Origin of the sequence: uncultured Lactobacillus sp., assembly GCF_946477725.1 — a bacterium.
GTDB lineage: Bacteria > Bacillota > Bacilli > Lactobacillales > Lactobacillaceae > Lactobacillus.
In genome coordinates this window covers 125,057-149,207 of sequence record NZ_CAMKZC010000003.1, presented here as the reverse complement: position 1 = coordinate 149,207, position 24,151 = coordinate 125,057, and the positions used below count along the sequence as shown (strand labels likewise).

Here is a 24,151-nt window from a genome sequence, read left to right as displayed (position 1 = left end):
AACAGGTATACTAGTAATTAAGAAAAAAATTAAATGATGGAGGACTATAAATGCAACAGTTCGGTGTTATAGGCTTATCAGTAATGGGTAAGAACCTTGCTTTGAATGTGAGAAATAACGGCTTTTCCGTTTCCGGTTTTTCAATTGATAAGCCGGAAGTAGATGCTTTTGCTAAATATGAAGATGATAAATTAAAGCCAACATATTCTTGGGAAGAATTTGTTAATTCTTTAGAGAAGCCACGAAAGATTTTGATTCAAATTGCAGCTGGTAAACCGGTTGATGAAACTTTACAAAAGCTACTGCCACTACTAGATAAAGGCGATATTTTGCTTGATGGTGGTAATTCGAACTTTCATGACACTAATCGGCGCTATCATGAAATGGAACAACACGGTATTCATTTTATTGGTATGGGTGTTTCTGGCGGAGAAGAGGGTGCTTTAAAAGGTCCCGCATTGATGCCAGGCGGTGATGAAGATGCCTATAAAAAGGTTGCACCTATATTAGAAGCAATTGCAGCTAAGAATTCCGCAGGCCATCCATGTGTCAGCTTTATTGGACCTGAAGGCAGTGGCCACTATGTCAAGATGGTCCACAATGGTATTGAATATGGCATTATGCAGGAATTTTCCGAAGTTTACGATATTTTACGTAAGGTTGCGGGCAAAACAAATGATGAAATGTCAGCCATTTTTGCGCACTGGAATGAAGGATTGGTTCAAGCCTATTTAAGTGAAATTACCGCTGAAGTGCTAAAGCAAAAAGACAACCTAACGCCTGACCATGTAATTGATCATATTTTAAACGTTGCTTCTTATAAAGGTACTGGTAACTGGATGCTTGAAGATGGTGTTCATCTGGGTGCTCCAATCAGCGTTATTGCAGAAGCTGTAATTAGCCGTTTTATGTCTAAAGCGACTACGCGCGAGGGTAAAGAAATAAAATGGAGTGGTGATGTACCAGCAGATTTGATTGATAATCTTGGTCAAGCTTTACAACTAAGCCAAGCTGTCGCTTATGCTCAAGGATTTCAGCAACTGAAAATGGCTGCGGATGCCTATAACTGGGACTTGCGCTATCCGGCAATTGCTCAATCGTGGGAAGCAGGTTGTATCATTCGCTCATCAATGTTAAAAGATATTGAAAAGGCATTTTCTGAAGGTAAAAAACTTGATAACATGTTCCAAGATCCATATTTCAAGGACTTAATGAATAAGAATATCGCTGCTTTGCGTGCAGTGATTGAACTCGCCACTAGAGCAGGTATTCCTACTCCGACATTGAGCGCATCACTGAATTACTTGGAATCAATTTTTAATCCAAGTTTACCAGCAAACTTAATTCAAGGACAACGTGATTACTTTGGCGCTCATACTTACTTTAGAAATGACCGTGAAGGCGTTTATCACACTGAATGGTATGAGGAAAAATAAGTTGTTACACGTGTAACACTAAAAACCAGTTAAAGTTAAAACTTAACTGGTTTTTTAGTAGTGCTAATTATATTGAAAAGTAGAGGTATTATGAGGGATAAAAAAGTACAAATAAAGCTGTTGCTGGAAGCAATGCTAGTAGGTCTTGCAAGCGGGATTGTAGTGGGCTTTTTTCGCTTTGGTATTCAAAAAATGACAGAATTATGGCTTAGACTGTTTCACGTGGCACATCAAAATGCATTATGGTTTATCCCAATCATTTTAGGACTCATTTTAGTAGGCTTAATTGCTGGTTATTTTGTTAAGCAATATCCTCACGTTGGCGGCTCTGGTATACCGGAAGTGAAACTACAACTGGAAGGAAATTTAACTCTACAGTGGTGGTCCACATTATGGCGCAAAGTTATTGGTGGTATTTTAGTTATCAGTACAGGCTTATTTTTAGGACCTGAAGGGCCTTCTTTGCAGATCGGTTCAACTATCGGTCAAGGTGTTGGAGAGGGTACTAAAGAGTCAAAAACGAATGCTCGGGTACTGTTAGCTACTGGAGCGGCCAGCGGTTTAGCTGCAGCCTTTGGAGCGCCATTAAGTGGTGCATTATTTGTGCTTGAAGAAGTCTTTCATAACTTTTCACCACGGGTGTGGTTAAATGCACTTGCAGGTGCGCTAGTGTCAGATTTTGTGGTTTCAAATATATTTGGTCAAAAGCCAACACTATCTCTTGTTTATCGTCATACTTTTCCCGTTAGGCTGTACGGTTATTTGCTCATCCTAGGCTTAATTTTAGGTTTACTGGGTCATCTTTATAAAACGGGCCTATTTAAAGTTAAAAAGTTATATGCGAAAATTACTTTTTTACCAAGTTGGTTATACGGACTAATACCTCTTACTTTATTAATACCAATTGCTTATTTTTACCCCTTAATTACTGGTCCGGGCAACCGCTTAATTTTAGCGTTACCGCAAATTATTAAACAAAGTAGTTGGAAAATAGTTGGGTTACTCTTATTTTTCTTTGTTGTTAGAATTGTGTTTTCCATTATCTCTTACGATTCTGGACTACCAAGTGGTATTTTCTTACCAATATTAACAATGGGTGCAGTAATTGGTGCCAGCTACGGTCTTATTTTGGTGCAATTACATTTATTGCCGGCAAAATTGGTGATCAATCTGGTTATTTTCGCAATGGCTGGCTATTTCGCCGCCGTAATTAGGGCTCCCTTTACCGCCATCATCCTTATTACGGAAATGGTTGGGTCTTTGCTTCATTTAATGCCGCTGGCTGTGGTAGCTTTTGTTGCACTGCTGGTTGATGAACTGCTCAATGGTGATCCCATTTACGGTACGCTTGCTCGCGCAATGGCTGTAAAAAATAAAAAACATTCAGCTGTAGTTTCCGGCAAAACTGACCAGCTAACTGTGCCCATTTATGAAGACAGCCAGCTTGCAGGAAAAGAAATCATGCAGGTCAAGTGGCCTAAGCATACTTTAGTTAAAGCAATATATCGTGATGGCAAGTATGTAATTCCTAACGGTCAATCGGTAATTAAAGCCGGTGATTCTCTGGTTCTAACTCTTGATGCAGGCCGTCGTGGTCAGGTATTTAGTCAAATCAAGCAAATGCAAAGAGTCCGATATGATGGTTAGCATATTGTTTTAACTGTATTCTATAATATTTATAATTTAAAAAAGCTAATAAATCAGAGCCTATTCTGACCTATTAGCTTTTTATGTTAACTTGTTTTTGTATAAATATAGGCGCAATTTCGAATGCCCAAATTAGGTAAATGAGGAAGCACTGGTAAAATCATCTCGTTTTGGGAAATGGTATCTAGTAATGAATTAAAATCCTGCATTGTTCCATATTTTGGCTGAATTGACTTGTTATCTGCTATCTCATGGTCGTTAACAATATCTGGAGGTTATAAATAGGATTTAACCAGATAACAACAACTTCCAGCTTTTTTAAATATGGTAACTATCTTTAAGATTACAAATAGAATTTTGAATTTTGATAATTGAAAATATTTTGTGAGTAGTCAAATATAGTGCCACTGGTAGAATAAAAGACTTCGTCAACTATTAAGCCAAAACTATTAGCTTCTAGGTCGAGTTCAGAAGCTTCTTGATCTGTTAGTTTGCGAATGTAAAAGTATTTATCAGAAAAACCGACGTGAATTTTATATGCTTGAGCTAAGAAGTTAAAAATTGATCCCTCAATGATAGACTGATTCAAAAAAGGTACGAGTTGGGAATTGTAATAAGAAGTTTCAATACACAAGATTTTTTTATGTAACATTTTTTTCCTGTGTACCTTGTATACTTTAGTATTAGTTGTGCATTTTAATTTCTGAGCTAAGTCTAAGTTTGGTGTGATTAGCTCTAAAGAAGCGTTAGCATTTTCTACTTGCTCGTTCATGAGCTCATTAGTCCAGCCATGATTAGTTTTGCTGAAATTAATATAATCATCTTTTGGTAGCTTTCTTACATATATTCCGCTACCTTGAATTTGATAAATTAATCCTTCACTTTCTAATTCTGACAATGCTTTTAACAGTGTTGTTTTACTTGCTTTAAATTGGGTACCTAACTCGTTTAAACTTGGAAGCTTGTCGCCCTGTTCTAAATTGTTATTTTTTATTATCTCAACAAGACTTTTCGCAACTTGTTCATACTTTAGCATAATTTTCCTTGACTTATTTTTATACTTTCGCTTTTTCTTGGGCAATTAAGATTTTGTCATAATTTTTGGCAAATGGATAGTATATAAAGAAACTCATTACTAACATTAAAAGTTGCCATAGTGCAGTTTTCCATCCGCCAACTATTAATCCAGAAAGCACTGCTGGAGTTGTCCAAGGCACATAAACGCCATTAAATGGTGGGATGATACCTAAAGCAATTGCAGCATAAGTTGCACTACCTGAAAGAAAAGGTGTTAAGACAAACGGCACTAACATTAATGGATTTAAAACGATTGGAAGACCAAAAAGAATTGGTTCGTTAATATTAAAAATAGCAGGTACTATTTCCAACTTACCTAAAGTTTTCATTTGAACTGATTTAGCATTTAAACACATAAATACAACTAATCCAATTGTCATTCCGGCTCCAGTAACGGTTAAGCATTGATCCATAAAAGATTGCGTTATAATGTGTGCACCATTAGCTAAAGTAAGCTTTCCTGCTTTATACAATGCTGAATTATCAGCATTATTAGACATTAAAAGTGGGGTCATAATGCCACCAACAATAGTTGAGCCATGAACACCAAAGAACCATAAGAAAACCGGTAAAATAGAAATAATTAACATTCCACCAATGCCATCAGTTGCATGTTGTAGTGGAATTTGGATTACTTTATAAATCCACTCTGCCAATGTGGTATGAAAACCAAGACTAAAGATTCCGCAAACAATTGCAGCAATAGTAATAATTGCGGCAGCTGGCACTAAAGCAGTAAAAGAAGCAGCAACGTTAGCTGGAACCTGTTCTGGCATTTTAATAACTAACTGATGTTTCATAAACCATGAATAAAGCCAACCAACAAATAAGCCAACTATTAGGGCTATTACCATTCCCTTGCCACCTAACCAATTTTTATCAATTAAGTTAGTTGCTTGCCAAGAAGTTGATGTCTTACTAGGATTCGCAATATTAGTGACGGTTTTTATTGTATCAGGCTGCAATATAATATCGACAGTAACAGCCAAGAGTCCTGCTGGTGCAGCATCAAAGCCAGCATCCTTAACCCAGCAGTAAGCAATTCCGAAAACAGCAAAAAGTGCCATAATTCCAAAAGAGGCATTACTTGCTTGCATTAAAACAGGACCAATACCAATTTTGTTTAAATAATCTTGAACAGATTGTATAGGGAACTGTCCTAAAATTAAAAAAATAGCACCAACAATTATAAATGGAATAGGATAGATCATTCCATCTTTAATCGCTTTAATTGGGCGAGTATTAACAAATTTCATTATTGTAGGCAAGACTTTGTCATTCATGAAACTTTTCATTATAATTACACCTTTCTTAAATTATGTAAGCACTTTATAATATTGTGCATGTACAGTCTAACACTGCACTTACAATTTTGGAAGGGCTTTTATAAATAAGAGAATAAAAAGTAATTTTGATAAAGAATAATGTGAGTTTTAGTTTTATAAAAATCGATAATATTTTATTTTTTAAAAATAAAATATTACCAAAGCTAAAATAGCAATGAAGTAAACACAAAAAGTACGATTGTTTGTGCAGTACTTTTTCTGATTAAAAACAATGTGATTGATAAAAAGGCCAAAAATAAGAAGCTAAATGTAAAAAGTCACAAAAATACCCCAAATTTGTCCTAAATTTGGGGGTCATATTATTTTCTGCAATTTGTCTGTTTTTGGCTCTATCTTTTGTGTCAATATTGGCAATTCTCAATGAATATAATTTGACAAACAGTTCTAAAAAGGCGGAACAAGATTTTGCTTAGTATGTGCTTGCGATTGTCTAGCCCAAGCTGATTATGCGGTGGCATTTCTGTGCCACATGCTCATCATGTGTAACAATCACTACGGTCTTGCCTGCATCATTGAGTTCGCCTAAGAGCTTAATGATTTCGTCCCTGTTTTTATCATCTAAAGAACCCGTAGGTTCATCGGCCAAAACCAATTCGCTAGGTTTTACCACAGCGCGCGCAATAGCTACACGCTGTTGCTGTCCGCCTGATAGTTCATAAATTTTATTATGCAGACTATTGCCAAGACCCACTTTTTGCAGGGCTGCGGCGATTAGGTTCAGTTTAGCAGTCTTAGTTTGGTGAACGTATTTGAGTGCAAGCAACAAGTTTTCTGCAACAGTGGCTTCCTCAACTAAAGCAAAATTTTGAAAGAGATAGCTGATTTTCATCCGGATGATTTTCTGAGCTAATGCACTGTTGGGTTTGATGTTAACCTTATCCTCAAAATGGTATTCTCCGCTATCAGCTGCATCAATCAAGCCCAGTATGTTAAGCAGCGTGCTCTTGCCCGCCCCGCTGGGCCCTACAACAGCAATCATCTCGCCTTTTTGGATGGTCATGTCAAAGTGCTCAAAAATCACCTTAGAGCCAAATTTCTTGGTCACATCTTTCAATTCAATCATGATAGTCCCCCCTTAAGCAAAAATGGCAAATCATGTCCTTCGGCTCGTCTGACGATAATGTTAAGGACTGCCAGTTCAGTCAGAATTAACACCAGTGCTAGTAGCAAGATTGGCCAGGCAACCCGGGTAATCACTAACGCACCTAATTCGCCTACGCTCAGCATTGTAAAAAGTAATATCTCTGTTTGGTAGCGGTCAAACATGCGGTAGCCCAATAGACGCTCAACTGCAAGTTTCTTCTGCCGACTAGAGATAACATAAAGACATAGGAAAGTTGCTGCAAATAAGTTAATCACGAAAGCAGATAGTAGGATAAGAATGATTGATCGCAATCCCCGATAGGTTGCATCCAAGCTCGTTGCCAGAATCTTATTCATGGTGACAAACTTCAACCGTAATCTTTTCACTTCTGGGCTACGGGCTAGCTGCCGCATTTGCGTCCTGGATTGTTCATTATTTTCTATTTTGATTGGGCTCGCCTTGTCAGTATTACCCAGTGCCAGCGCTTGTCCCTCGTTTAGGTGCTTTTCTTGTACAACTTCGATAATGGGATTTACAAATCGTTTTTGCTGGCGAACATTATACGTAATCGGCTGCAGGTGTTCACTATAATATTCGATGTTAATTTTTATCTGCTCAGGTTTAAGCTTTTTTTGCTGCTTGCTGGATAAGTCATTGTAGCGGTAACTCTGCAGCAAGTATTTCATTTCTTTAGCATGTCGTTGGTACCCAATCGGTACCAAAAAATCTGGTGAAGTTTCCAGATGCTTTTGCACCTGGGGTAGTTTAGCATTAATAAAATTACGGTTAACCGCCATCAGTTCGTATTTTTCATTGTTCAATTGAGGCGAATGCACTGGCAGAATGTCTTTAGCAGCATAAACGTCACTATTAACATAATATACGCCCTTGTTCTGCGCCATTTTGCTAAACCATTTAGTCAGGCTGCTAGTAGCCTGACGCTCATTACTAGTAAATTGCGTGCTAACGGATTCAAGTGTTAGCAAATTACCTTCTTTGGACCAATCCTGTTGCAATTGGTAGTCAGCTATAGCATTAGTTAAAGCACCCGATATATTAATCAGCAGGATTACCGAGACCACGGTTAGCAACACTTTCAATCCGAGTGCCCAGATAACCCCCGCACCTAAGTGCAACTTGCCTTTTAAAAGGTCTGCGATCGACAAGTGTTTGATCATGACATAGGTGAAAATATTGACTAGCAAATATAAAACAGTAATAATTGTCTGTCCAACAATACAGCTGGCTAAAAAACCTTGTGGCAGATAGGAAAAAATTACCAAGCTAAGAAGATCCAAAAGGATGGCAGTAATTACGATCGTAACCAATCCTGGTCTAATCAGATCCGTCAAAATATCACCGTTTTTCCACCCATTCAATTTCTTGACGCCAATTGTGCCTGCTTGAGCCACTGGATAATACGAATTGACAAGAACGAAAACCAGTACCACGAGAATAAGGAGCACCCCCATAATCATTAGTCCTCTGGTTAAGTATTCAATCTTCATTCCTGCTGTTGGTGTGAGTAATTTGGAGCGTGACACACCGTAAAATTGTGCCAGTTTCTTAATTACCGTTGCCTTAGACGATTTTCCCGGAATAATCGTATAAACCCCATCAACAACTTGTTTGTCTTTGAAGTAACGTTCCATATCCTGCACGATCACCCGATTATTCTTTGTGAATACCGGAATACGTCCTCTTTGGTGTACATCATGAGTTTCATAGCTTGCGTAAAAATCTAACTGATTGGCAAGATTTAAGTGCTTGAGACGAAAAGAGCTAACGGGGAAAGTTGCATTATTAGCAATCACGGATTTTTCTACGGTATTATTTTCGCCCTTGCTTGTCAGGATTATTGACAGGCCATCGTGGTGTGCTAAATACCTGAAAAAGTCTAGCTGACTACTGGGAGCAACTGCACTGTTTTGCAGGTACACCTGGAAAGAATTATTGGTCTGCCCCATTCGTGCGACCTGATCATAGTCCTTTGATTGATAAAAATTGACAATCATTAAGTAAGCCAGGCAGGTAATAATGGCTAAGCAGGTCGTTACCGTCTTCTTCATGGCTAACCCCTCCATTAATAAAAAAGGTGTAGTCAATTTTCACTAACTACACCAAAAATTATGTTACTTAACTAAAATATTATGCGTTCGACCATAAAAGTCCTTTGAAGTTCACATATTTTTGTTAACTTATGGGACTTTGTTATACCTATAATATACATTAAAATACTCATTTATGCAAGCGCTATCAAAAATAATACTATTTTCTTTGCGCACTTTAAAGGGCAAAAATTATGCAAAGATTGTAATAATAAAAAGAACAGGAGGATTAAACATTCTGACTGGTTATATTCTTTGCAGTCAAAGGTAACGCCAAATGAAATTTATGAGATTATTGCCCAGTTTATTTTATTTTCTTTTGATATTTTGGTGCAGTTTCTGGCGCCCAAATTAGGCAAATGAAGAAAGCGGCGAGAAGAACACATGCGCAAACCAGCATTGCTAAAGCAGGATCCCCGCTTTCTGTTAGAATTGGCAATAAAAATGTACCAGCGGCTGCACCAATACGACTGATTGTGATACAGGTTCCTACGCCACTAGCCTGTACTTTAGTATCAAATAATTCGGTAGGATAGGGGTAATCAAGTACTAGGCCGGAGGACAAAATCACTGCAAAAATTGAAAAGATCACTATTTTAACTACGGAAGAAGCATGAGGCATTAATGCTAAAGTACCTATTAATATTGCAGATAATAAAAAATTACTGATTAAAAAGAAGCGACGGCTGAGATGGTTAAACAAGTAAATTCCCAAGAATATTCCAACCAGCATGCTGATATAGTATAGATCTCCTGAAATTTTAGGATTACTGATGTTCATGCTTTGTAATAAAATAGGCAAGAAAATACTAATCCCAAAAAACGCAAAGGTTTGGCACGCGTAAAAGCTGCCTCCTACTAAAGTGCTGCGTAAATATTTTTTGCTGAAAAGAATGGTCCATGAAGTTTGCCCAGATTTTTTAGGACGTTTAAAGTGGCGAGAAATACCCCATTTACGGCCTAGTATTCTGCCGATTAGTCTATTAGCTGCTTTAACTTTACCTTTACTGGCTAACCATCCCGGAGATGGTGGTAATGGAAATAAGCTGCGAAAAAGTGCAGTAAATAATGCCGGGACAGCGCCTGCTGCTAAAATGATTTGCCAGGTGTGGGCGCCATAGCCTTCAAGATAAGTCCCAGTTAAATAAGAAGTAATAAACCCTAAAACCTAGTAGACTAATAAGTGACTCTGGCGCTTGCTATCTTCACCTTTAGGTAGCCATTCTGTTAATAGAGCATTTCCAGCTGTATAATCAATTGCCATCATTAGCCCGATACCGATTCTAATTAAAAATGTTAAAGAAAGGCTGGATGTCAGCGGATGAAGAAGCGAAAGAACGGCTAGCACATACATATTGCTCATCAGTAATTGACTGCGGCCGATTTTATCAGATATACGACCAATAAGAACACTGCTAGAAAGGCCAATCAAGCCGCCAGCTCCAATTAATCCAGTCCACATGTCACTAATTTGAATATACTTGGCAGCGTTACTCATAGCCACACCCGTTATTCCTAGTGCAAAGCCACAGGTAAATTGGCCTAGGGCAATTGCTGTCATTACACGCAAGTGCACTTTTGAAAGAGGCGCTTTTTTATAATCTTTTTTAATTAATTTTTTCTTTTTTTCTTTCATAATAATAGACTGAGAATTCATTTTCCAATCTATTTAACTACTTCTTTTCACTATTTAAGGGAATAACCGCTACTTAACATAACAAATTTTGCTGGTTCGTGCAAAAAAGGCCAGGTAAAATGATTAAAGAAGAAATTGATAGCTAAAATTTATTTTTGAAAAAGCACGCTGAATAGTACCAGAACCAAGGCTGCTAAAAGCCAGATACCGGAATTTACTGCTGCTTTTGCTATGCCTTTATTTTCGACATTAATATGATTGATCAAATATTCAAAGGCAAAAATTAAGAGACTAAATGTGACTAGCCATAAAATGGCGCAGAGCCTGCCAGTAATGGAATAAGGGAAAAAGGCAGAATTAAAGCTTGTTAGTAAAGCAACAAAAAAGAAAGTAATAGTTCCAGTGTAATGATTGATTGTTTTTTCTTTAGTATTATGCAAAATAATCCCCTCCCATTAGTGGTAATTTACAATTTTATTTTCGAATTCTAGCATTAAATAATTAAAAAGTAAAGTGGGATTTATGAATGATTGCAAACAAAAAATCACCTCAAACTGAGGTGATCTTTTGTAATTAAACTAATATCTTTACATATTTGTAATCAAGAAAAAGATAACAAATATTACTAATAGGATATACATCATTGGTGAAACTTTTTTAGCTTGCTTAGAAGCAATCATGGTAATCGGGTAGGCTATCATGCCGAGTGCCAAGCCGTCAGAAATGCTGTAAGTCAATGGCATACCAACTACCGTTAAAAATGCTGGGAAAGCAATCTCAAATTTGTCCCAATTGATTTTTTTTAGGTTTCCTGCCATGAGTACGCCAACGATAATTAGTGCTGGTGCAGTAACAGTGGTAGGAATAACTGCCAGAAGTGGACTGAAAATCATTGATATTAGGAAGAAAATTCCTACGAAAATTGCCGTTAAACCAGTACGTCCACCCATAGCAATTCCTGCACTTGATTCTACAGAAGTTCCTAGTGGCGCAGTACCTAAGACGGCACCCTCGACCATTGCTAAAGAGTCGGAAACGAAAGCTTTTCCAATTCGTGGAATCTTACCATTTTGATCTACCATGCCAGCCTGTTCAGTCATTCCAATCAATGTACCTGCTGTATCAAAAAACGTAACAAGTAGGAATGTTAAAACAACCATGAATAGTTGTGGGGTATTAATATCTTTTAAGTGAAATACAGCTTGACCAAATGTCGGAGCAATACTTGGAGCACTGGCAATAATGCCTTTGGGAACAGCAACTTGTCCAATAATAACCCCAAAAACAGCTGTAATAACCATCCCAATAAAAATTGATCCTGGTACATTCATTGCCATTAAAATTACGGTGAGGGTCAAACCAAAAAGAGTAATCCAAACAGCTGGTGAATTAAACTTGCCTAAAGTAACTAAATTGGAATCACTATTAACAATTAACTTGCCATTTTGCAGACCGATAAAGGCGATAAATAAGCCGATACCAGCAGAAATAGCATATTTCAGATCTTGTGGAATAGCATCAACTACTATTTCGCGCAACTTCAAAACGGTTATTAAAATGAATAAAATAGATGCAACTAAAACAGCAGCTAAGGCAGTTTGCCAGTTAATATGCATTCCTCCACAGACATTGTAAGCGAAAAAGGCTGCGCTACCTAATGTTGGGGCTAGAGCAACGGGGTAATTAGCTACTAGACCCATAATGAAGCAGCCAATTGCAATCGAAATTGCAGTAACTGTAAATGCTGCCCCTTTATCAATACCAGCTGCGTGCAAAATGTTTGGGTTAACAAAAAGGATGTAGGAGAGACTGACAAACGTGGTTAATGCAGCTATTAATTCACGTTTAACAGTGGTATGAGCATCGTTTAAATGAAAGACTTTATCTAGTGTCGTCATTTTTCCTCCTAAAAATATTAAAATTATAAAGAACTAATATATCTAGTATATAACTTATTTGGGGTAAATGGACCATGTAATGCAAAATTATTTCCCAGGAAATAAAAAAGCAAACCTATCAAGATTTGCTTTGCATAATTACCACATACCGATTAGTTTCATCCAAGCTAATCCGATAATGCCATAAATTAAGATATAAAAAATACCAAATATAAAACTCAATTTCCACCATTCATCTTGTTTTACATAACCAGAAGAAGCTAAAACAGATGCAGCGGGACTGGAATAATGGGTAGTAGAGCCCATGATTGCTGAAAATAGAGCTAGAAATTGGGCTGCTAGTAATTTAGGTGCACCGGCAGAAATTGCTACAGTTAATAATGGCAGATACATTGCTGAATTATGAGCTGTAGCACTGGCAAATAAGTAGTGGGTATAGAATAAGACTAATGCCAGAACTACTAAAACTGTTAACCAATTGAGGCCTTTCATTGCACTAGAAATGCTACTTGATATCCAGCCAATCAAGCCGAACTGAGTAAGCTTCTCAGCCATAAATACTAAAATTGACAGCCAGATCAAGATATTCCAGGCACCAGTTTCACTCAACAAGTCTTTAGGTGTTAAAACACCAGTAAGTAACAAAAGGGAAACAGAAATGAAAGCAATTAGTGTAGCATCAATGCCTAAAGTGCTGGAAAGCATCCAGAGCACTAAAGTAATTGCAAAAATAGCTGCCATTAATTTTTCAGATAAAGTAAGCTTTCCCATTTTTGCTAATTCTTCATCAGCCCATTCTTTAGCGTTAGGAGTTTCTTTAATTTCCGGTGGATAAAGTTTGTAAACAAAATATGGCACTACAATTAAACAAATTGCTGCAGGTACAATGCTGGCCATTAGCCACGGCATCCAGCTAAGAGTTACGCCAGCCTTACCAGCTAGCGCAACGGCAATTAGGTTAGGCGCACATGCGGTCATAAATAATGACGAAGTTATGATATTAACTTGAAATTCCGTAAAAGTTAGGTAAGCTCCCATCTTTTTACGTGAAGGATCATTAGGTTTTGATCCAAAAGTATTGGCTAAAGATTGAATTAATGGATATACTACACCACCTGCTCTTGCACCATTTGAAGGGGTTGCAGGGGATACTATTAAATCGATAGCTCCTATTGCGTAACCCAAACCTAAGGACTTATGACCAAACCACTTAACAAAATACAAAGCAATTCTTTGCCCCAAGCCGGTTTTTACGATACCTCGCGAAATCATAAAAGCCATAACTATAAGCCAGGCAGATGAGTTAGCAAATGCATTAATGGCTCCCTTTTCGATTACTTTTCCGTTAACAATTTTGTCCGCAAGTGGTGCAAGTCCAAGACAAATGGTTAAAGTAAAGCCAATTAAAGTGACGCCGCTGATTGCTATTGGCAATGTGATACAGCCAATAATTGTTCCAATAAATATTGCCAGCATATGCCAGGCTTGAACTGATACTCCGGCTGGACGAATTGGCGTCGTCAACCAGAATATAAGGCCAAACAATAATGGCAATATAAATTTTTTGTAATCTATTGTTTTCATAAAAACCTCTTTCAAAATAAAAAGCAAATATATGAGTACGATTTACATCAATATATTTGCTTAGTTTATCATATTATATTTTTTTAACAATTAGTAAGTCTTAGAAATTTAGTACCCATAAGAAGACAATAAAGACGAAGAAAAGAATCCACATCATTGGTGTAATTTCTTTAACTCTCTTGGCAGCAACCATGCATATAGGGTAGGTTATTAACCCTAAAGCCAAACCATCGGATATTGAATAGGTTAAAGGCATACCAATTAAAATTAGAAAAGCAGGAACTGCAATTTCCATCTTGTCCCATTGAATATGTGCTGTGTTTTGTGCCATCAGAACACCAACAATAATTAATGCTGGCGCTGTAACATGTGTGGTAAACAAGCCTAGCAGGGGACTGAATATCATTGATATTAAGAAGAAAATAGCCACAAAGACAGCAGTTAATCCAGTTCGGCCGCCAACAGCAATGCCGGCACTTGATTCGACAAAAGCACCGACTGGTGAAGTTCCTAAAACGGAGCCAACCATCATAGCAGTTGAATCTGATGCCAGAGCTTTACCTACACGTGGCATTTTGTTGTCTTTCATAAAGCCAGCTTGTTGAGCTAAGCCAATTAAAGTACCGGCAGTGTCAAAGAAAGTTACTAAAAGGAAGGTAAGTACTACAACCCACATTTGTAGAGTATTAATATCTTTAACATGGAAAATTGCTTGGCCAAATGATGGAGCAATACTTGGTGCTACTGAAACTATTTTAGTTGGTAAAGGGATTTGTCCTGTAACTACACCAAAAATAGCTGCTAAGATCATACCAATAAAAATAGCTCCTGGTACATTTAAAATCATTAAAACAACAGTAACAATTAGGCCAAAAATGGTAATCCAGACAGCCGGATCATGAAGTGAACCCAAACCTACCAGTGTTGATTTGTTTGCTACAATTAAGCCGCCATCTTGCATTCCCAAAAATGCGATGAACAGGCCGATTCCGGAAGAAATTGCGAATTTTAAGTCAGCAGGGATAGCATTGATAATTTTCTCCCTTAACTTAAACATAGTAATTAAAATGAAGATAATAGAAGCTACAAAGACAGCGGCTAAGGCTGTTTCCCATGAAACATGCATACCTACACAAACGGTATAAGCAAAAAACGCATTAATGCCAAGGGCAGGAGCTTCTCCAATAGGATAGTTAGCAACGATACCCATAATAGCAGTACCTAAAGCACTGGCTAAAGCAGTGGCTGTAAAAACTGCCCCTTTATCCATGCCACTAGCTCCCAAGACACTTGGGTTAACAAATAAAATGTATGACATGCTGATAAAAGTTGTTAACCCAGCAAGAAATTCAATTTTAACATTGGTTTTGTATTTATCGAGTTGAAAATAACTCTTTATAAAATTCATCTAACCTCTCCCAATATATATTGTTCGTGTTTTAAATCAAACTAACGACTATTCTAGTTTACCATTCATTTAAAATAATGCAAACACGAATAATACTAGGAAAAATTAGGCAAAGCAAGCACAATTTATGAATAGCTACATTTAAGAATAAATTGACCTGTTAATACTTTAATCGGTAAAATGAAGGTAAATCAGTATTAATTTATGAAACGCGATAGGAGAAAAAATGGGAAATTTAATTTTTTCAGATATAGACGGTACTTTAATTAACTCAAAGCAAGAAGTTACACCTAAAACTAAAATGGCTATTCGGAGACAAATTATTAAGGGTAATGTTTTTGTGCCAGTTTCTGCCCGCATGCCCAAGGCAATTATGTCAGTTGTCGGTGAAATTACTAAAACATGTCCAATGGTTGCATATAATGGTGCTTTGGTTTTGGATGAAATGGGTCACACGCTTGATTCACGTTCCATGCCTTCTGCAAAAGCTGCAGAAATATGCACCTATATTGAACATAAAAATAATGGTGTGGTTTGGAATGTATACAGCGGTAACAACTGGTATTATTTCCCAGGTAATAATGATGAATTAGTTAAGAACGAGGAAAAAATAGTTAAATTCAAGGCACAACCAAGCTCTATTGTTGAAATCAACCAACTTGAAAATGTTCATAAAATTTTGCTGATGGGCACGCCCGATTTATTAGATGCTACGCAAAAAGACTTACAACAACTTTATCCTGAATTTTACATCGTAAAATCTGCTGCAAATTTATTGGAAGTTGTTGTTAAGGGAGTTTCTAAGGGTCAGGGTGCAAGAGTAATAGCTCAGGCCTTGGGCGCAGACCTAAAAAAATGCTGGGCATTTGGCGACAATTATAATGACGAAAAAATGCTACAATCAGTAGGTCATCCAGTAGTAATGGGAAATGCGCCGGAGAATCTAAAAAGAAAATTTGCAACTACTTTAGACAACAATCATGATGGCATAGCAGCAGTCCTTGACAAAATAAATTAATAGAGCTTAGTTCGTTTCAAGCAAGGGAGATCGTGCTTTATTACCGAACCATTTGTGATTAATTCTTGTGAGAGTACCGTTTTGTGCTAATTTTTCTAGTGCTTGATTGACTTTGCGCTTCATGGTAACGTCACTTTTTCTCATGCCGACACCAAATTCTTCTTTAGGGAAAGGACTATCTATTTCGGTAAAATTTTCCGGATGCTTTTGCTTAGAAATGTAATAGTCTGCATAAGAACTGTCGATTAATAGTCCTTCAATCCGACCTGCAGTTAAATCTATGAAAGCATTGGTAAAGGAATCATAAAGAATTGGCTCATGGTTTTTAATATGGTTTTTAAAAACTTTAGGGTATTTCATTACATCGTTATAGCCAGAAGAGCCGGTTTGAACTCCTAAAGTCTTATTTTTCATTGCAGCAATAGTATTAATTTTATTCTTCTTGAGGCTTACTAACACTTGTGAAGTATACAAATAAGTTTTACTAAAATTAACTTTGGCCTTACGTTCTGGATTCTTGCTAAAACCATTCCATATCAGATCGATTGTGCCGTTTTTAAGCTCTGTAGTATTCATAGACCAGTCAATAGTTTGAAAGCTGACATTGATGCCATATTGCTTAAATACTGCATTAGCGAGATCAACGTCATAACCAATTAGCTGACCATTTTTTTGTCTGAAATCCATAGGCACAAAAGTATCATCTACACCAACTGTGACGTAACCACGTTGCTTGATATGGGACCAATTGTCAACTTCGTTAGCTTTTCTATTAATTGACACACCACTGCAGCCAGAAACAAAGAAGATAGAACAGACGAGCGTTATTGTAAGAATTAAGAGGCGCTTAGTTTTCACTTATATTACCTTCTTATCATCTAATGCTTTAACTCTAAATACTTGATCAGCAACTTGATTGGCGAATTCCATGTCATGAGTCACAATAATTTGTGTCATTTTGTTATTATTTTTAAGCTTTAAAATTATTTCTCCGACTTTTGTTCTTAAATCTGGGTCCAAAGCAGAGGTGGGCTCATCATAACATAAGATATGAGGCTCCATTGCCAATGCTCGCACAATAGCTACCCTTTGCTGTTGGCCGCCAGAGAGCTGATAGGGATAAAGATCCTCTTTACCAGTTAAATCCAGTTGCTGCAATAACTTTTGTGCGTGAGTTTGCGCCTGCTCTGCGTTTTCTTTTAAAACTAAGGTTGGTGCCAATGTAATGTTTTCAATTACAGTTAAATTAGGAAAAAGTTCGTAGTTTTGAAAAACTACTCCGATAATATGGCTTCTGCTATCAGGAGCAGTCGGGTCGAATTTTTGCCCATCCCATAAGAATTCACCTGCATCAATTCTTTCTAAACCACTTAAACAGCGCAATAGAGTGGTTTTTCCCGCTCCCGAAGGTCCTACAATGGCCAAAATCTCTCTGTCAGGAATAGTGAGGTTTAATTTATTTAAGATAGTGCGTGAGCCAAATTTTTTGGTAATGTTTTTAAGTTCTAGCATATTATTTCCTTTAATTTACTTCCATTTGGCAAAATTGCGTTCAATTTTCTTTAGCAAAAATGATGCGATACCTGTCATTAATAAATAAATTATACCGACTATCACTAAAGGAATTAATGTTACGTCTCTGGCAGTAGCAACATTGCCGGCACGTAAAAGTTCACCTAGACCAATAACATAAACAAGCGAAGTATCCTTAACCAGGTTAATAACTTCATTTCCGATTGACGGTATGACAATTTTACTGACTTGCGGAATTATAATATGCGTCAAAGTTTGCCAGTAATTTAGTCTCAAAACCCGTGCACTTTCATATTGTCCTACTGGAATTGACTGAAAGCCTCCACGGAAAATTTCTGCGAAATAGGCTGTGTAGTTTAAGATAAAAGCAAAAAGCGCCGCATCGTAGCGTTGAAAAATTATTCCGACTATGGGTAAACCATAAAAAATAAAAATTAATTGTAACAAGAGTGGAGTGCCACGCATAATCCAAATATAAAATTTTAGAACTAATCGTAGAGGCTTAAAATGTGACAGTAAGCCTAAGCTGACTACGACTCCTAAGGGAATCGAAGCAATTAAAGTCCAAAAAAATAAAATTAATGTCATTTTTGCGCCTGCAAAGAGAGCGGGCATAATTGAAAGGATATAATTCATTTTTCTCCTTCTTATAAAGTTAATTTAATAGGGCGGGTAAATGATTAGCCTGCTCGAGCAAATAAAACTGGATAAATTGATTAAAAAAATATGTGAAAAATATATGATTCAATAATAACATAGTTTTCTGATTTTTTATTTGAGTAAGTAACAAAATATTTAAATTGTCATCCAGCTATCTAATTGCTACTCCTCACTTTTAGAGCTTTTACTATAAATTAAACAGTACTTTAAAATAGCAATAGGCAACATAAAAAGGCCATTAACACATAGTTCTAATGACCTTTTGATAATAATTTATTTATTGTTAATCTATTTGAATATTTGTAGACTTATTCCATGATTCGGGTAATTTACCCATTTCTTTTAATTTGGCAACAATTTGATCAAGTACAACTTCTCTAGCCTGCTTATCAGTCATAAAGTCTAGTTTGTCACCATCTATCTCCATTTTGGGTGAGTAGTCATACTTTTCATACCAAGGTTTATAGTAGCGTAAAAGCCGCTTATAATAATCTTCTAGAGTTGCATCATAGCTCAATTGTTCATAAGGTCGACCACGCTTTTGAATTCTTTTAATCATGGTGTCGTATGAAACTTTAATATGAACCAGCAAGTCTGGATTTTTCTTGGGCATATGTTTGAGCTCGCTCATCATATTATTAAGCAGTTCGTAATAGGTAGCTACTTCTTCTTTCGTTGCACGACCAATGTCCGCATTCATTTGGAAGAAAAGGGCATCCTCATAGATTGAACGATCAAGAACGTTGTTATCATCAGTCAATGCATCCTTGATACTACGAAAACGAGTGTTTAGGAAAAATACCTGAAGTAAGAATGCGTATTTTTTAGGATCAGCATAAAAAAGTGGCAAAACAGGATTGTTATCGACACTCTCATAAAATGGTTTGGTTCCTAAATACTTAGCTAATATACTGGTTAAACTGGATTTACCGGCTCCAATTGGCCCGCTTAAAACAATAACTGTCATCACGTTCCTTCTCTATTCTAAATTGCCTATTGCGTGCAACTTATTATCAATCTGATTTAAAACTTCTTTTTTAGCATCTTCATCGCAGATAAAATCGTATTTATCCCCGTCGATCTTAATCTTAGGAGATGCATCGTATTTTTCATACCATGGTTCATAATACTTAATTAGCCTAGCGTAATAGTCTTTTAAACTAGGATCGGTACTGATTTGCTCAAATGAACGACCCCGCTTTTTAATGCGTTTAAGCATTGTATCAAGGGAAACATGAATGTAAATTAGTAAATCTGGCTTTTTGCTGGGATTACCTGGGGTATCTTCCATCATGTTTTCGAGTAAGCTGTCGTATATCTTAAATTCAGTAGGGTCAGCTACTTTACTGTCCGCGTTCATTTTGAAAAAGAGTGCATCTTCATAAATTGAACGGTCAGATACACTATTTTTTTCACGAATTGCTTGGTTGATTTGTGCTAAACGGTGGTTAAGCAGATAGATATTAAGCAAAAAAGTATAGCGTTTCATGTCTTGGTAATATAAAGGAAGAACAGGATTATTATCAACTCCCTCATAAAAGGCTTGTGTACCTAAGTGCTCAGCTAAAATACTAGTTAAACTGGATTTACCGGCTCCAATTGGCCCACTTAAAACAATAACTTGGATCACGTTCTTTCATAAATACAATATATAGATTCTTATTTAGTTTAATACGAGATATAGTGGTATACAAGCAAAAAGTAAATTAAAATTTAAAGCAAAAAGTCAAGTAATTTTGTATAATACAGAATAAAAAATTAAGTATTCAAGTAAATAATTTATTACAAAATTAGATGTTACACGTGAAACCAAAAAATCTGCCTGATAAATCTTAATTAATTATTTTACTGAGGATTGATGCCGATATCACTCGGTGTTAAGCCCTTTTATTCTGTACTTTGATTCTTTCGATGCTGTGATAAATAAAGCAGTCAATAATTGCTCGTTTTGATTGCATTAAGTATAATAAGTGATTTTGCAATTATAGAACGAATTATTTTTTAAAGGCTCGAAAAAGTTGCAGTTGATATTTATATACTGCTGCTATGGGAAAATTCTAAGAATGAAAATTAAAAAGAAATTGTTTTAATGTTAAAAAAGATATAAGATAGTAAGTAAATTATAAAATTATTAGTAAATGATGGAAGTAAGAGGGCATAACTGATATCTTGAAAAGAATTTATCTTTAGATAGTACAACTCCTGCTGTAAGTACCAGTTAAGAGTCTTTTGAAGAAGTAATGCAAAAACCATATTATTCTATTAAACCAAAATCATTATAGTATTAACTCTAAAAATAGGGATTTAGACAGGAAGTAAATCATGGACAACACTGTAGCAAAATTTTCGCTTTGGACCTACATTAAACGTAATTCAGGCATGTATGTAATTTTAGCCATCCTCTATTTTGGCCGGAATTTGGCACAAACTGCTGCCAGCATTTTTAAAGGTAATGCACTTACTGCTTTGACACAGCACAGTTTAAAGGGCTTTATTGTTGATACAGGTTTAAACTTGCTTAGCTGGGGCTTTTTTCTAATTTTCTTTTTTTGTAGTTCACGTTATTCCGCTGTAATCATCAAGGCCGTCGATAATTCCATTAGGAACGTGTTAGCCCATACAATTGGTCGCCAAGAGTATGAAGGCTTTAACAAGCACACGGAAGCTGACTATGTTTCCTGGTTTACTAACGATATAAACCAAATTAATCAAGATGGCTTTTTCAGTTTAGAGCAAACATTTAGCAGTGCACTCTTAGGAATTATTGCCAGTGTCATCCTGTTTTCTTACCATCCACTCTTATTTGTAACCACTTTGGTTTTTGCTGTTATTATGATTTTATTTCCCCGTCTTTTTAAGAAAAAGTTGGAGGAATTATCGCAAAAACAAAGCAAGCAAAATGAAGTATTAACGGCAAAAATAACCGATGTTCTTGAGGGCTTTGTCAACCTGCTCACGCTTGGTCAGCAAAAATTGCTCAATAAAATAGTTCTTGCGGCATCAGATAAGACTGGACAGGCTCGGGTTAATTACATTACGGAAATGTCATTCTCTAATTCATTGATTAATCTGATAAGTATATCTGCTCAAACTATTTTAACTGTTGAATCCGGATATCTGGCCTTTCACAATCAGATTCCAATTGGAGCTATTTTAATTGTTGGTTCAATGTCCGGTAACGTTTTTGGCAGCTTGACAGAAATCAGTATTGATCTAACTTCAATTCGGGCAGTTCAACCTATTTTTGACAAATATAATAAATTAGCTAATACGCAGGAAAAAACAGGGGACAAGGATGTTGCTCCTTTGACCCAGCAAATTGTATTTAGCGACCTTTCGTTCAGCTACCCCAATAGTGATAGACCTATTTTAACGAAAGTTGTCGGCAGCATTAAGCGAGGCGAACGGGTAGCTATTGTTGGACCGTCAGGCTGCGGTAAGTCGACCCTAGTAAAATTAATCGGCGGTTTGTTAACCGGCTACCAGGGATCACTTACCTGGGATGACGATGAATACCGTGAGCTTAGTCTGCGGTCACTACATAAGCAGATCGCTTATATTGATCAGTCAGCCTATATTTTTGATGGCAGCCTGCGTTATAACATCACTTTAGGCCGAGAGACAACTGAAGAAGAGCTGAAGACTGCGATTAAACGTGCAGGTTTGGAAAAATTTGTCACTGATAGTGCCAGCGGGCTTGACACTGTTTTAAAACACGCCGGTAACAACATTTCGGGTGGGCAAAAGCAGCGAATTGCACTGGCAAGGCAGCTGCTGGGTAACCCGCAGGTTATTCTGGCCGATGAAATTACTTCCGCAATTGATGAAAAGGACGGACAAAAAATCGAACAGAGCTTGCTCAATTTGAACGATATCACTCTAGTCTACATTTCCCACCACTTGCGACCTGAAATTAAAAAGCAGTTTGATCAAGTAATTGAATTAGGAAAATAGAATGCTGAGTATTTTATTGAACAATTAAATAAGCGGCAAAATTGATGGCTTCTTAGGAGATATAATGTTTCCACGCACCGCCTTTTAAATGGAATGATAAAAATGAATGATGAACAATTTCTTAAGTTAAGAAAGATACTAGATCTTTTTAAAAAACAAGCTCCGACAGCTATTATTGAAGAGAATGTAAATAGCGTTGAAAATTATAAGGCAGAATCTGCTGATGAGTATAATAGAGCAAAAAGATATCTTGGCGAAAATAATAACTCGTTTAAATCCTTTCATGTAAGTGTGGATTCAGCAAAAGATTTCTTGTGTTTATTGAATTTGCTGGGTGCAATACATGCAAATTTTAATATACGTTCAAAGCCTTTTATAATAGAAGGAGAAGAAAATAGTAAGTCGCTAAAAAAAGAGAACGACTATTTTAACAATTGGATGGAGTGTTTTTCAAACTATGAATTTATGATAGTTAATTTCGATGAAACTGCTTTAGACCAGGATCAATATTACGGTTAATTTCATTAATTCATAAAAGGCAGTAGAGTTATGAATGACCCCCAAATTTAGGACAAATTTGGAGGCTATTTTTATGACTAAATTATCTAAACAAGATAAAATTAAAATCAAACTAAAAGGACTAACTCCGATTGAATATCGGCAATTAGTCCTTAGATAACAACTAAAAAAGTGTCCAAATTTTAGGGTTAACATCAAAAGTGGTTCACTCTTTTAAATTAAGTGATTGCTGTTATTTAGGAATAAGGCTATCTTTGCTATAATTAAATTTGAATTGATAGCAAATTGTTTTGAGGGCGGTTGGCTGTTTCACTTGAAAGGAGAGGGTGCCTATGGCACGAAATCTTTTAGAAAGGTGTTCAGCAAGTGAGCGTATTCCATGCGCTAGAATTAGCGCTGACCTTTGCCTCGTTTATTATTGTCTTGTTGACCTATATCGACAAGCACAGGTAAACAAAAAGACCGTCCCAACAATAACTTTGGCCAGTTATGGGATTGGTCTTTTTTGATTAATCACTAAATAAGTCAACCGCCTTTAAAGCGGACGCTTGAAATTCAGAGAAGAGGTCTTGCTTTGCAAGGCTTCTTTTTCTCTATAGATATATTTTAGCATGATTAAACTGGTCTTGCACAAGAATTTGATTAAGTTATCTGGGTTATCCCTAATTTTTCTCTATACGGTTTGAATGTTATCCGAAGTTAACATCAAAAATTATGCTTATTATTTAACTCTAGATTCTTTAGATTCCTTCTTCTTTTCCTCAACTTTATCTTGAGCCTTGTCTTTTTGATCGCTGATTTTATCCTTAGTGTCATTAGCGGCACCGGTGATACGGTCCTGTAAGCTGACAGAATCTTTTTCATGCTGCTCTTTAGTTTTAATGTCAACTACTGTAACGTTGACTTCAACTGTATCAAGACCAGTCATTTCTTTGACTTTTTCTTGGATCTTTTCTTTAATTTGATCATATAGCTTGGTAATATCTACGCCATATTCTGCAACGATCTCAATATCAACAGCTACTTGCTTTTTACCAACTTCAACATTTACGCCTGAAGTGACGTCATCGCTATTAACAATTTTATCGGCAATATTTGAGAAAAAGCCGCCGTTAACTGTTAAAAGACCTTTAATGTCAGATAAGGCAATACCCACGATTTTTTGAATTACCTTTGAATCATATTTTAAATCGCCTTTAACTTCAGGCTTTGAACTACTTTGATTTGAACTTGATTGTACCAT

The 24,151-nt window shown here is 36.5% G+C and carries 20 protein-coding genes and 1 pseudogene; 6 read left to right on the top strand and 15 right to left on the bottom strand.

What is annotated here, in order from left to right:
- The first annotated feature begins 50 nt into the window (after positions 1-50).
- Together gndA and Q0R51_RS02960 are read left to right on the top strand one after the other, a co-directional pair.
- On the top strand, positions 51-1,436 hold the full coding sequence (gene gndA, locus Q0R51_RS02965) for an NADP-dependent phosphogluconate dehydrogenase (RefSeq protein ID WP_294756564.1): 1,386 nt from the start codon (positions 51-53) through the stop codon (positions 1,434-1,436).
- A gap of 90 nt (positions 1,437-1,526) precedes the next feature.
- Complete coding sequence (locus tag Q0R51_RS02960; RefSeq protein ID WP_294756563.1) at positions 1,527-3,083, top strand: ClC family H(+)/Cl(-) exchange transporter; 1,557 nt, start codon at positions 1,527-1,529, stop codon at positions 3,081-3,083.
- A 343-nt stretch (positions 3,084-3,426) separates the two neighbouring features.
- On the opposite strand, the gene Q0R51_RS02955 is transcribed toward Q0R51_RS02960, so the two are convergent.
- The 9 genes and pseudogenes from Q0R51_RS02955 to Q0R51_RS02915 form a co-directional block, all read right to left on the bottom strand.
- Positions 3,427-4,119, bottom strand: a complete 693-nt coding sequence (locus tag Q0R51_RS02955; protein WP_294756561.1) for a GntR family transcriptional regulator — start codon at positions 4,117-4,119, stop codon at positions 3,427-3,429.
- A gap of 19 nt (positions 4,120-4,138) precedes the next feature.
- Positions 4,139-5,455 carry a PTS sugar transporter subunit IIC gene (locus Q0R51_RS02950; RefSeq protein ID WP_294756560.1) on the bottom strand — a complete coding sequence of 439 codons (1,317 nt, stop codon included), beginning with the start codon at positions 5,453-5,455 and terminating at the stop codon, positions 4,139-4,141.
- Positions 5,456-5,936: 481 nt separating this feature from the next.
- The gene (locus Q0R51_RS02945) at positions 5,937-6,569 is read right to left on the bottom strand and encodes an ABC transporter ATP-binding protein (RefSeq protein WP_294756557.1); all 633 of its coding nucleotides are present in this window, start codon (positions 6,567-6,569) and stop codon (positions 5,937-5,939) included.
- The gene (locus Q0R51_RS02940; protein WP_294756556.1) at positions 6,566-8,659 is read right to left on the bottom strand and encodes a hypothetical protein; all 2,094 of its coding nucleotides are present in this window, start codon (positions 8,657-8,659) and stop codon (positions 6,566-6,568) included. The genes Q0R51_RS02945 and Q0R51_RS02940 overlap by 4 nt, the downstream gene beginning before the upstream one ends.
- Before the next feature lie 343 nt (positions 8,660-9,002).
- Positions 9,003-10,334 (bottom strand): annotated as a pseudogene (locus tag Q0R51_RS02935) (MFS transporter).
- 149 nt (positions 10,335-10,483) lie between these two features.
- Positions 10,484-10,774 carry a hypothetical protein gene (locus Q0R51_RS02930; RefSeq protein ID WP_294756555.1) on the bottom strand — a complete coding sequence of 97 codons (291 nt, stop codon included), beginning with the start codon at positions 10,772-10,774 and terminating at the stop codon, positions 10,484-10,486.
- Between the two features lie 147 nt (positions 10,775-10,921).
- Positions 10,922-12,232: an NCS2 family permease gene (locus tag Q0R51_RS02925; RefSeq protein WP_046325743.1), complete on the bottom strand. Its 1,311-nt coding sequence runs from the start codon at positions 12,230-12,232 to the stop codon at positions 10,922-10,924.
- Between the two features lie 138 nt (positions 12,233-12,370).
- A complete protein-coding gene (locus Q0R51_RS02920; protein WP_294756552.1) occupies positions 12,371-13,816 on the bottom strand; it encodes a DASS family sodium-coupled anion symporter in 1,446 nt (481 codons plus the stop codon).
- 100 nt (positions 13,817-13,916) lie between these two features.
- Complete coding sequence (locus tag Q0R51_RS02915; RefSeq protein WP_046325741.1) at positions 13,917-15,224, bottom strand: NCS2 family permease; 1,308 nt, start codon at positions 15,222-15,224, stop codon at positions 13,917-13,919.
- A 226-nt stretch (positions 15,225-15,450) separates the two neighbouring features.
- Between Q0R51_RS02915 and Q0R51_RS02910 the strand changes: the two genes are divergently transcribed.
- Positions 15,451-16,242 (top strand): Cof-type HAD-IIB family hydrolase, encoded by a 792-nt coding sequence (locus Q0R51_RS02910; RefSeq protein ID WP_294756550.1) that lies wholly within the window; start codon positions 15,451-15,453, stop codon positions 16,240-16,242.
- A gap of 6 nt (positions 16,243-16,248) precedes the next feature.
- Here the strand turns inward: Q0R51_RS02910 and Q0R51_RS02905 are convergent, their stop codons facing one another.
- The 5 genes from Q0R51_RS02905 to Q0R51_RS02885 all read right to left on the bottom strand — a co-directional run bounded on the left by Q0R51_RS02905 (position 16,249) and on the right by Q0R51_RS02885 (position 20,065).
- Positions 16,249-17,100 carry an amino acid ABC transporter substrate-binding protein gene (locus Q0R51_RS02905; RefSeq protein ID WP_294756548.1) on the bottom strand — a complete coding sequence of 284 codons (852 nt, stop codon included), beginning with the start codon at positions 17,098-17,100 and terminating at the stop codon, positions 16,249-16,251.
- The gene (locus Q0R51_RS02900; RefSeq protein ID WP_294756547.1) at positions 17,101-17,754 is read right to left on the bottom strand and encodes an amino acid ABC transporter ATP-binding protein; all 654 of its coding nucleotides are present in this window, start codon (positions 17,752-17,754) and stop codon (positions 17,101-17,103) included.
- A gap of 15 nt (positions 17,755-17,769) precedes the next feature.
- Positions 17,770-18,411 carry an amino acid ABC transporter permease gene (locus Q0R51_RS02895; RefSeq protein ID WP_294756545.1) on the bottom strand — a complete coding sequence of 214 codons (642 nt, stop codon included), beginning with the start codon at positions 18,409-18,411 and terminating at the stop codon, positions 17,770-17,772.
- A 307-nt stretch (positions 18,412-18,718) separates the two neighbouring features.
- Positions 18,719-19,402 carry a deoxynucleoside kinase gene (locus Q0R51_RS02890; protein WP_046325736.1) on the bottom strand — a complete coding sequence of 228 codons (684 nt, stop codon included), beginning with the start codon at positions 19,400-19,402 and terminating at the stop codon, positions 18,719-18,721.
- Positions 19,403-19,414: 12 nt separating this feature from the next.
- On the bottom strand, positions 19,415-20,065 hold the full coding sequence (locus tag Q0R51_RS02885) for a deoxynucleoside kinase (protein ID WP_045928851.1): 651 nt from the start codon (positions 20,063-20,065) through the stop codon (positions 19,415-19,417).
- Between the two features lie 692 nt (positions 20,066-20,757).
- Between Q0R51_RS02885 and Q0R51_RS02880 the strand changes: the two genes are divergently transcribed.
- The 3 genes from Q0R51_RS02880 to Q0R51_RS09035 all read left to right on the top strand — a co-directional run bounded on the left by Q0R51_RS02880 (position 20,758) and on the right by Q0R51_RS09035 (position 23,361).
- On the top strand, positions 20,758-22,389 hold the full coding sequence (locus tag Q0R51_RS02880; protein ID WP_294756543.1) for an ABC transporter ATP-binding protein: 1,632 nt from the start codon (positions 20,758-20,760) through the stop codon (positions 22,387-22,389).
- A 102-nt stretch (positions 22,390-22,491) separates the two neighbouring features.
- Positions 22,492-22,908: a hypothetical protein gene (locus tag Q0R51_RS02875; protein ID WP_294756542.1), complete on the top strand. Its 417-nt coding sequence runs from the start codon at positions 22,492-22,494 to the stop codon at positions 22,906-22,908.
- Positions 22,909-23,274: 366 nt separating this feature from the next.
- Positions 23,275-23,361 carry a putative holin-like toxin gene (locus Q0R51_RS09035; RefSeq protein ID WP_366125487.1) on the top strand — a complete coding sequence of 29 codons (87 nt, stop codon included), beginning with the start codon at positions 23,275-23,277 and terminating at the stop codon, positions 23,359-23,361.
- Between the two features lie 268 nt (positions 23,362-23,629).
- On the opposite strand, the gene Q0R51_RS02870 is transcribed toward Q0R51_RS09035, so the two are convergent.
- Positions 23,630-24,151 carry an Asp23/Gls24 family envelope stress response protein gene (locus Q0R51_RS02870; protein ID WP_046325733.1) on the bottom strand — a complete coding sequence of 174 codons (522 nt, stop codon included), beginning with the start codon at positions 24,149-24,151 and terminating at the stop codon, positions 23,630-23,632.

What these genes read in the sequence shown, in the direction of transcription:
- Q0R51_RS02940 (WP_294756556.1), bottom strand. Translation starts at nt 8,659, where the DNA reads ATGAAGAAGACGGTAACGACCTGCTTAGCCATTATTACCTGCCTGGCT.
- Q0R51_RS02960 (WP_294756563.1), top strand. Translation starts at nt 1,527, where the DNA reads ATGAGGGATAAAAAAGTACAAATAAAGCTGTTGCTGGAAGCAATGCTA.
- Q0R51_RS02950 (WP_294756560.1), bottom strand. Translation starts at nt 5,455, where the DNA reads ATGAAAAGTTTCATGAATGACAAAGTCTTGCCTACAATAATGAAATTT.
- Q0R51_RS02925 (WP_046325743.1), bottom strand. Translation starts at nt 12,232, where the DNA reads ATGACGACACTAGATAAAGTCTTTCATTTAAACGATGCTCATACCACT.
- gndA (WP_294756564.1), top strand. Translation starts at nt 51, where the DNA reads ATGCAACAGTTCGGTGTTATAGGCTTATCAGTAATGGGTAAGAACCTT.
- Q0R51_RS02955 (WP_294756561.1), bottom strand. Translation starts at nt 4,119, where the DNA reads ATGCTAAAGTATGAACAAGTTGCGAAAAGTCTTGTTGAGATAATAAAA.
- Q0R51_RS02895 (WP_294756545.1), bottom strand. Translation starts at nt 18,411, where the DNA reads ATGAATTATATCCTTTCAATTATGCCCGCTCTCTTTGCAGGCGCAAAA.
- Q0R51_RS02920 (WP_294756552.1), bottom strand. Translation starts at nt 13,816, where the DNA reads ATGAAAACAATAGATTACAAAAAATTTATATTGCCATTATTGTTTGGC.
- Q0R51_RS02890 (WP_046325736.1), bottom strand. Translation starts at nt 19,402, where the DNA reads ATGACAGTTATTGTTTTAAGCGGGCCAATTGGAGCCGGTAAATCCAGT.
- Q0R51_RS02945 (WP_294756557.1), bottom strand. Translation starts at nt 6,569, where the DNA reads ATGATTGAATTGAAAGATGTGACCAAGAAATTTGGCTCTAAGGTGATT.
- Q0R51_RS02915 (WP_046325741.1), bottom strand. Translation starts at nt 15,224, where the DNA reads ATGAATTTTATAAAGAGTTATTTTCAACTCGATAAATACAAAACCAAT.
- Q0R51_RS02875 (WP_294756542.1), top strand. Translation starts at nt 22,492, where the DNA reads ATGAATGATGAACAATTTCTTAAGTTAAGAAAGATACTAGATCTTTTT.
- Q0R51_RS02910 (WP_294756550.1), top strand. Translation starts at nt 15,451, where the DNA reads ATGGGAAATTTAATTTTTTCAGATATAGACGGTACTTTAATTAACTCA.
- Q0R51_RS02900 (WP_294756547.1), bottom strand. Translation starts at nt 17,754, where the DNA reads ATGCTAGAACTTAAAAACATTACCAAAAAATTTGGCTCACGCACTATC.
- Q0R51_RS02870 (WP_046325733.1), bottom strand. Translation starts at nt 24,151, where the DNA reads ATGGTACAATCAAGTTCAAATCAAAGTAGTTCAAAGCCTGAAGTTAAA.
- Q0R51_RS02880 (WP_294756543.1), top strand. Translation starts at nt 20,758, where the DNA reads ATGGACAACACTGTAGCAAAATTTTCGCTTTGGACCTACATTAAACGT.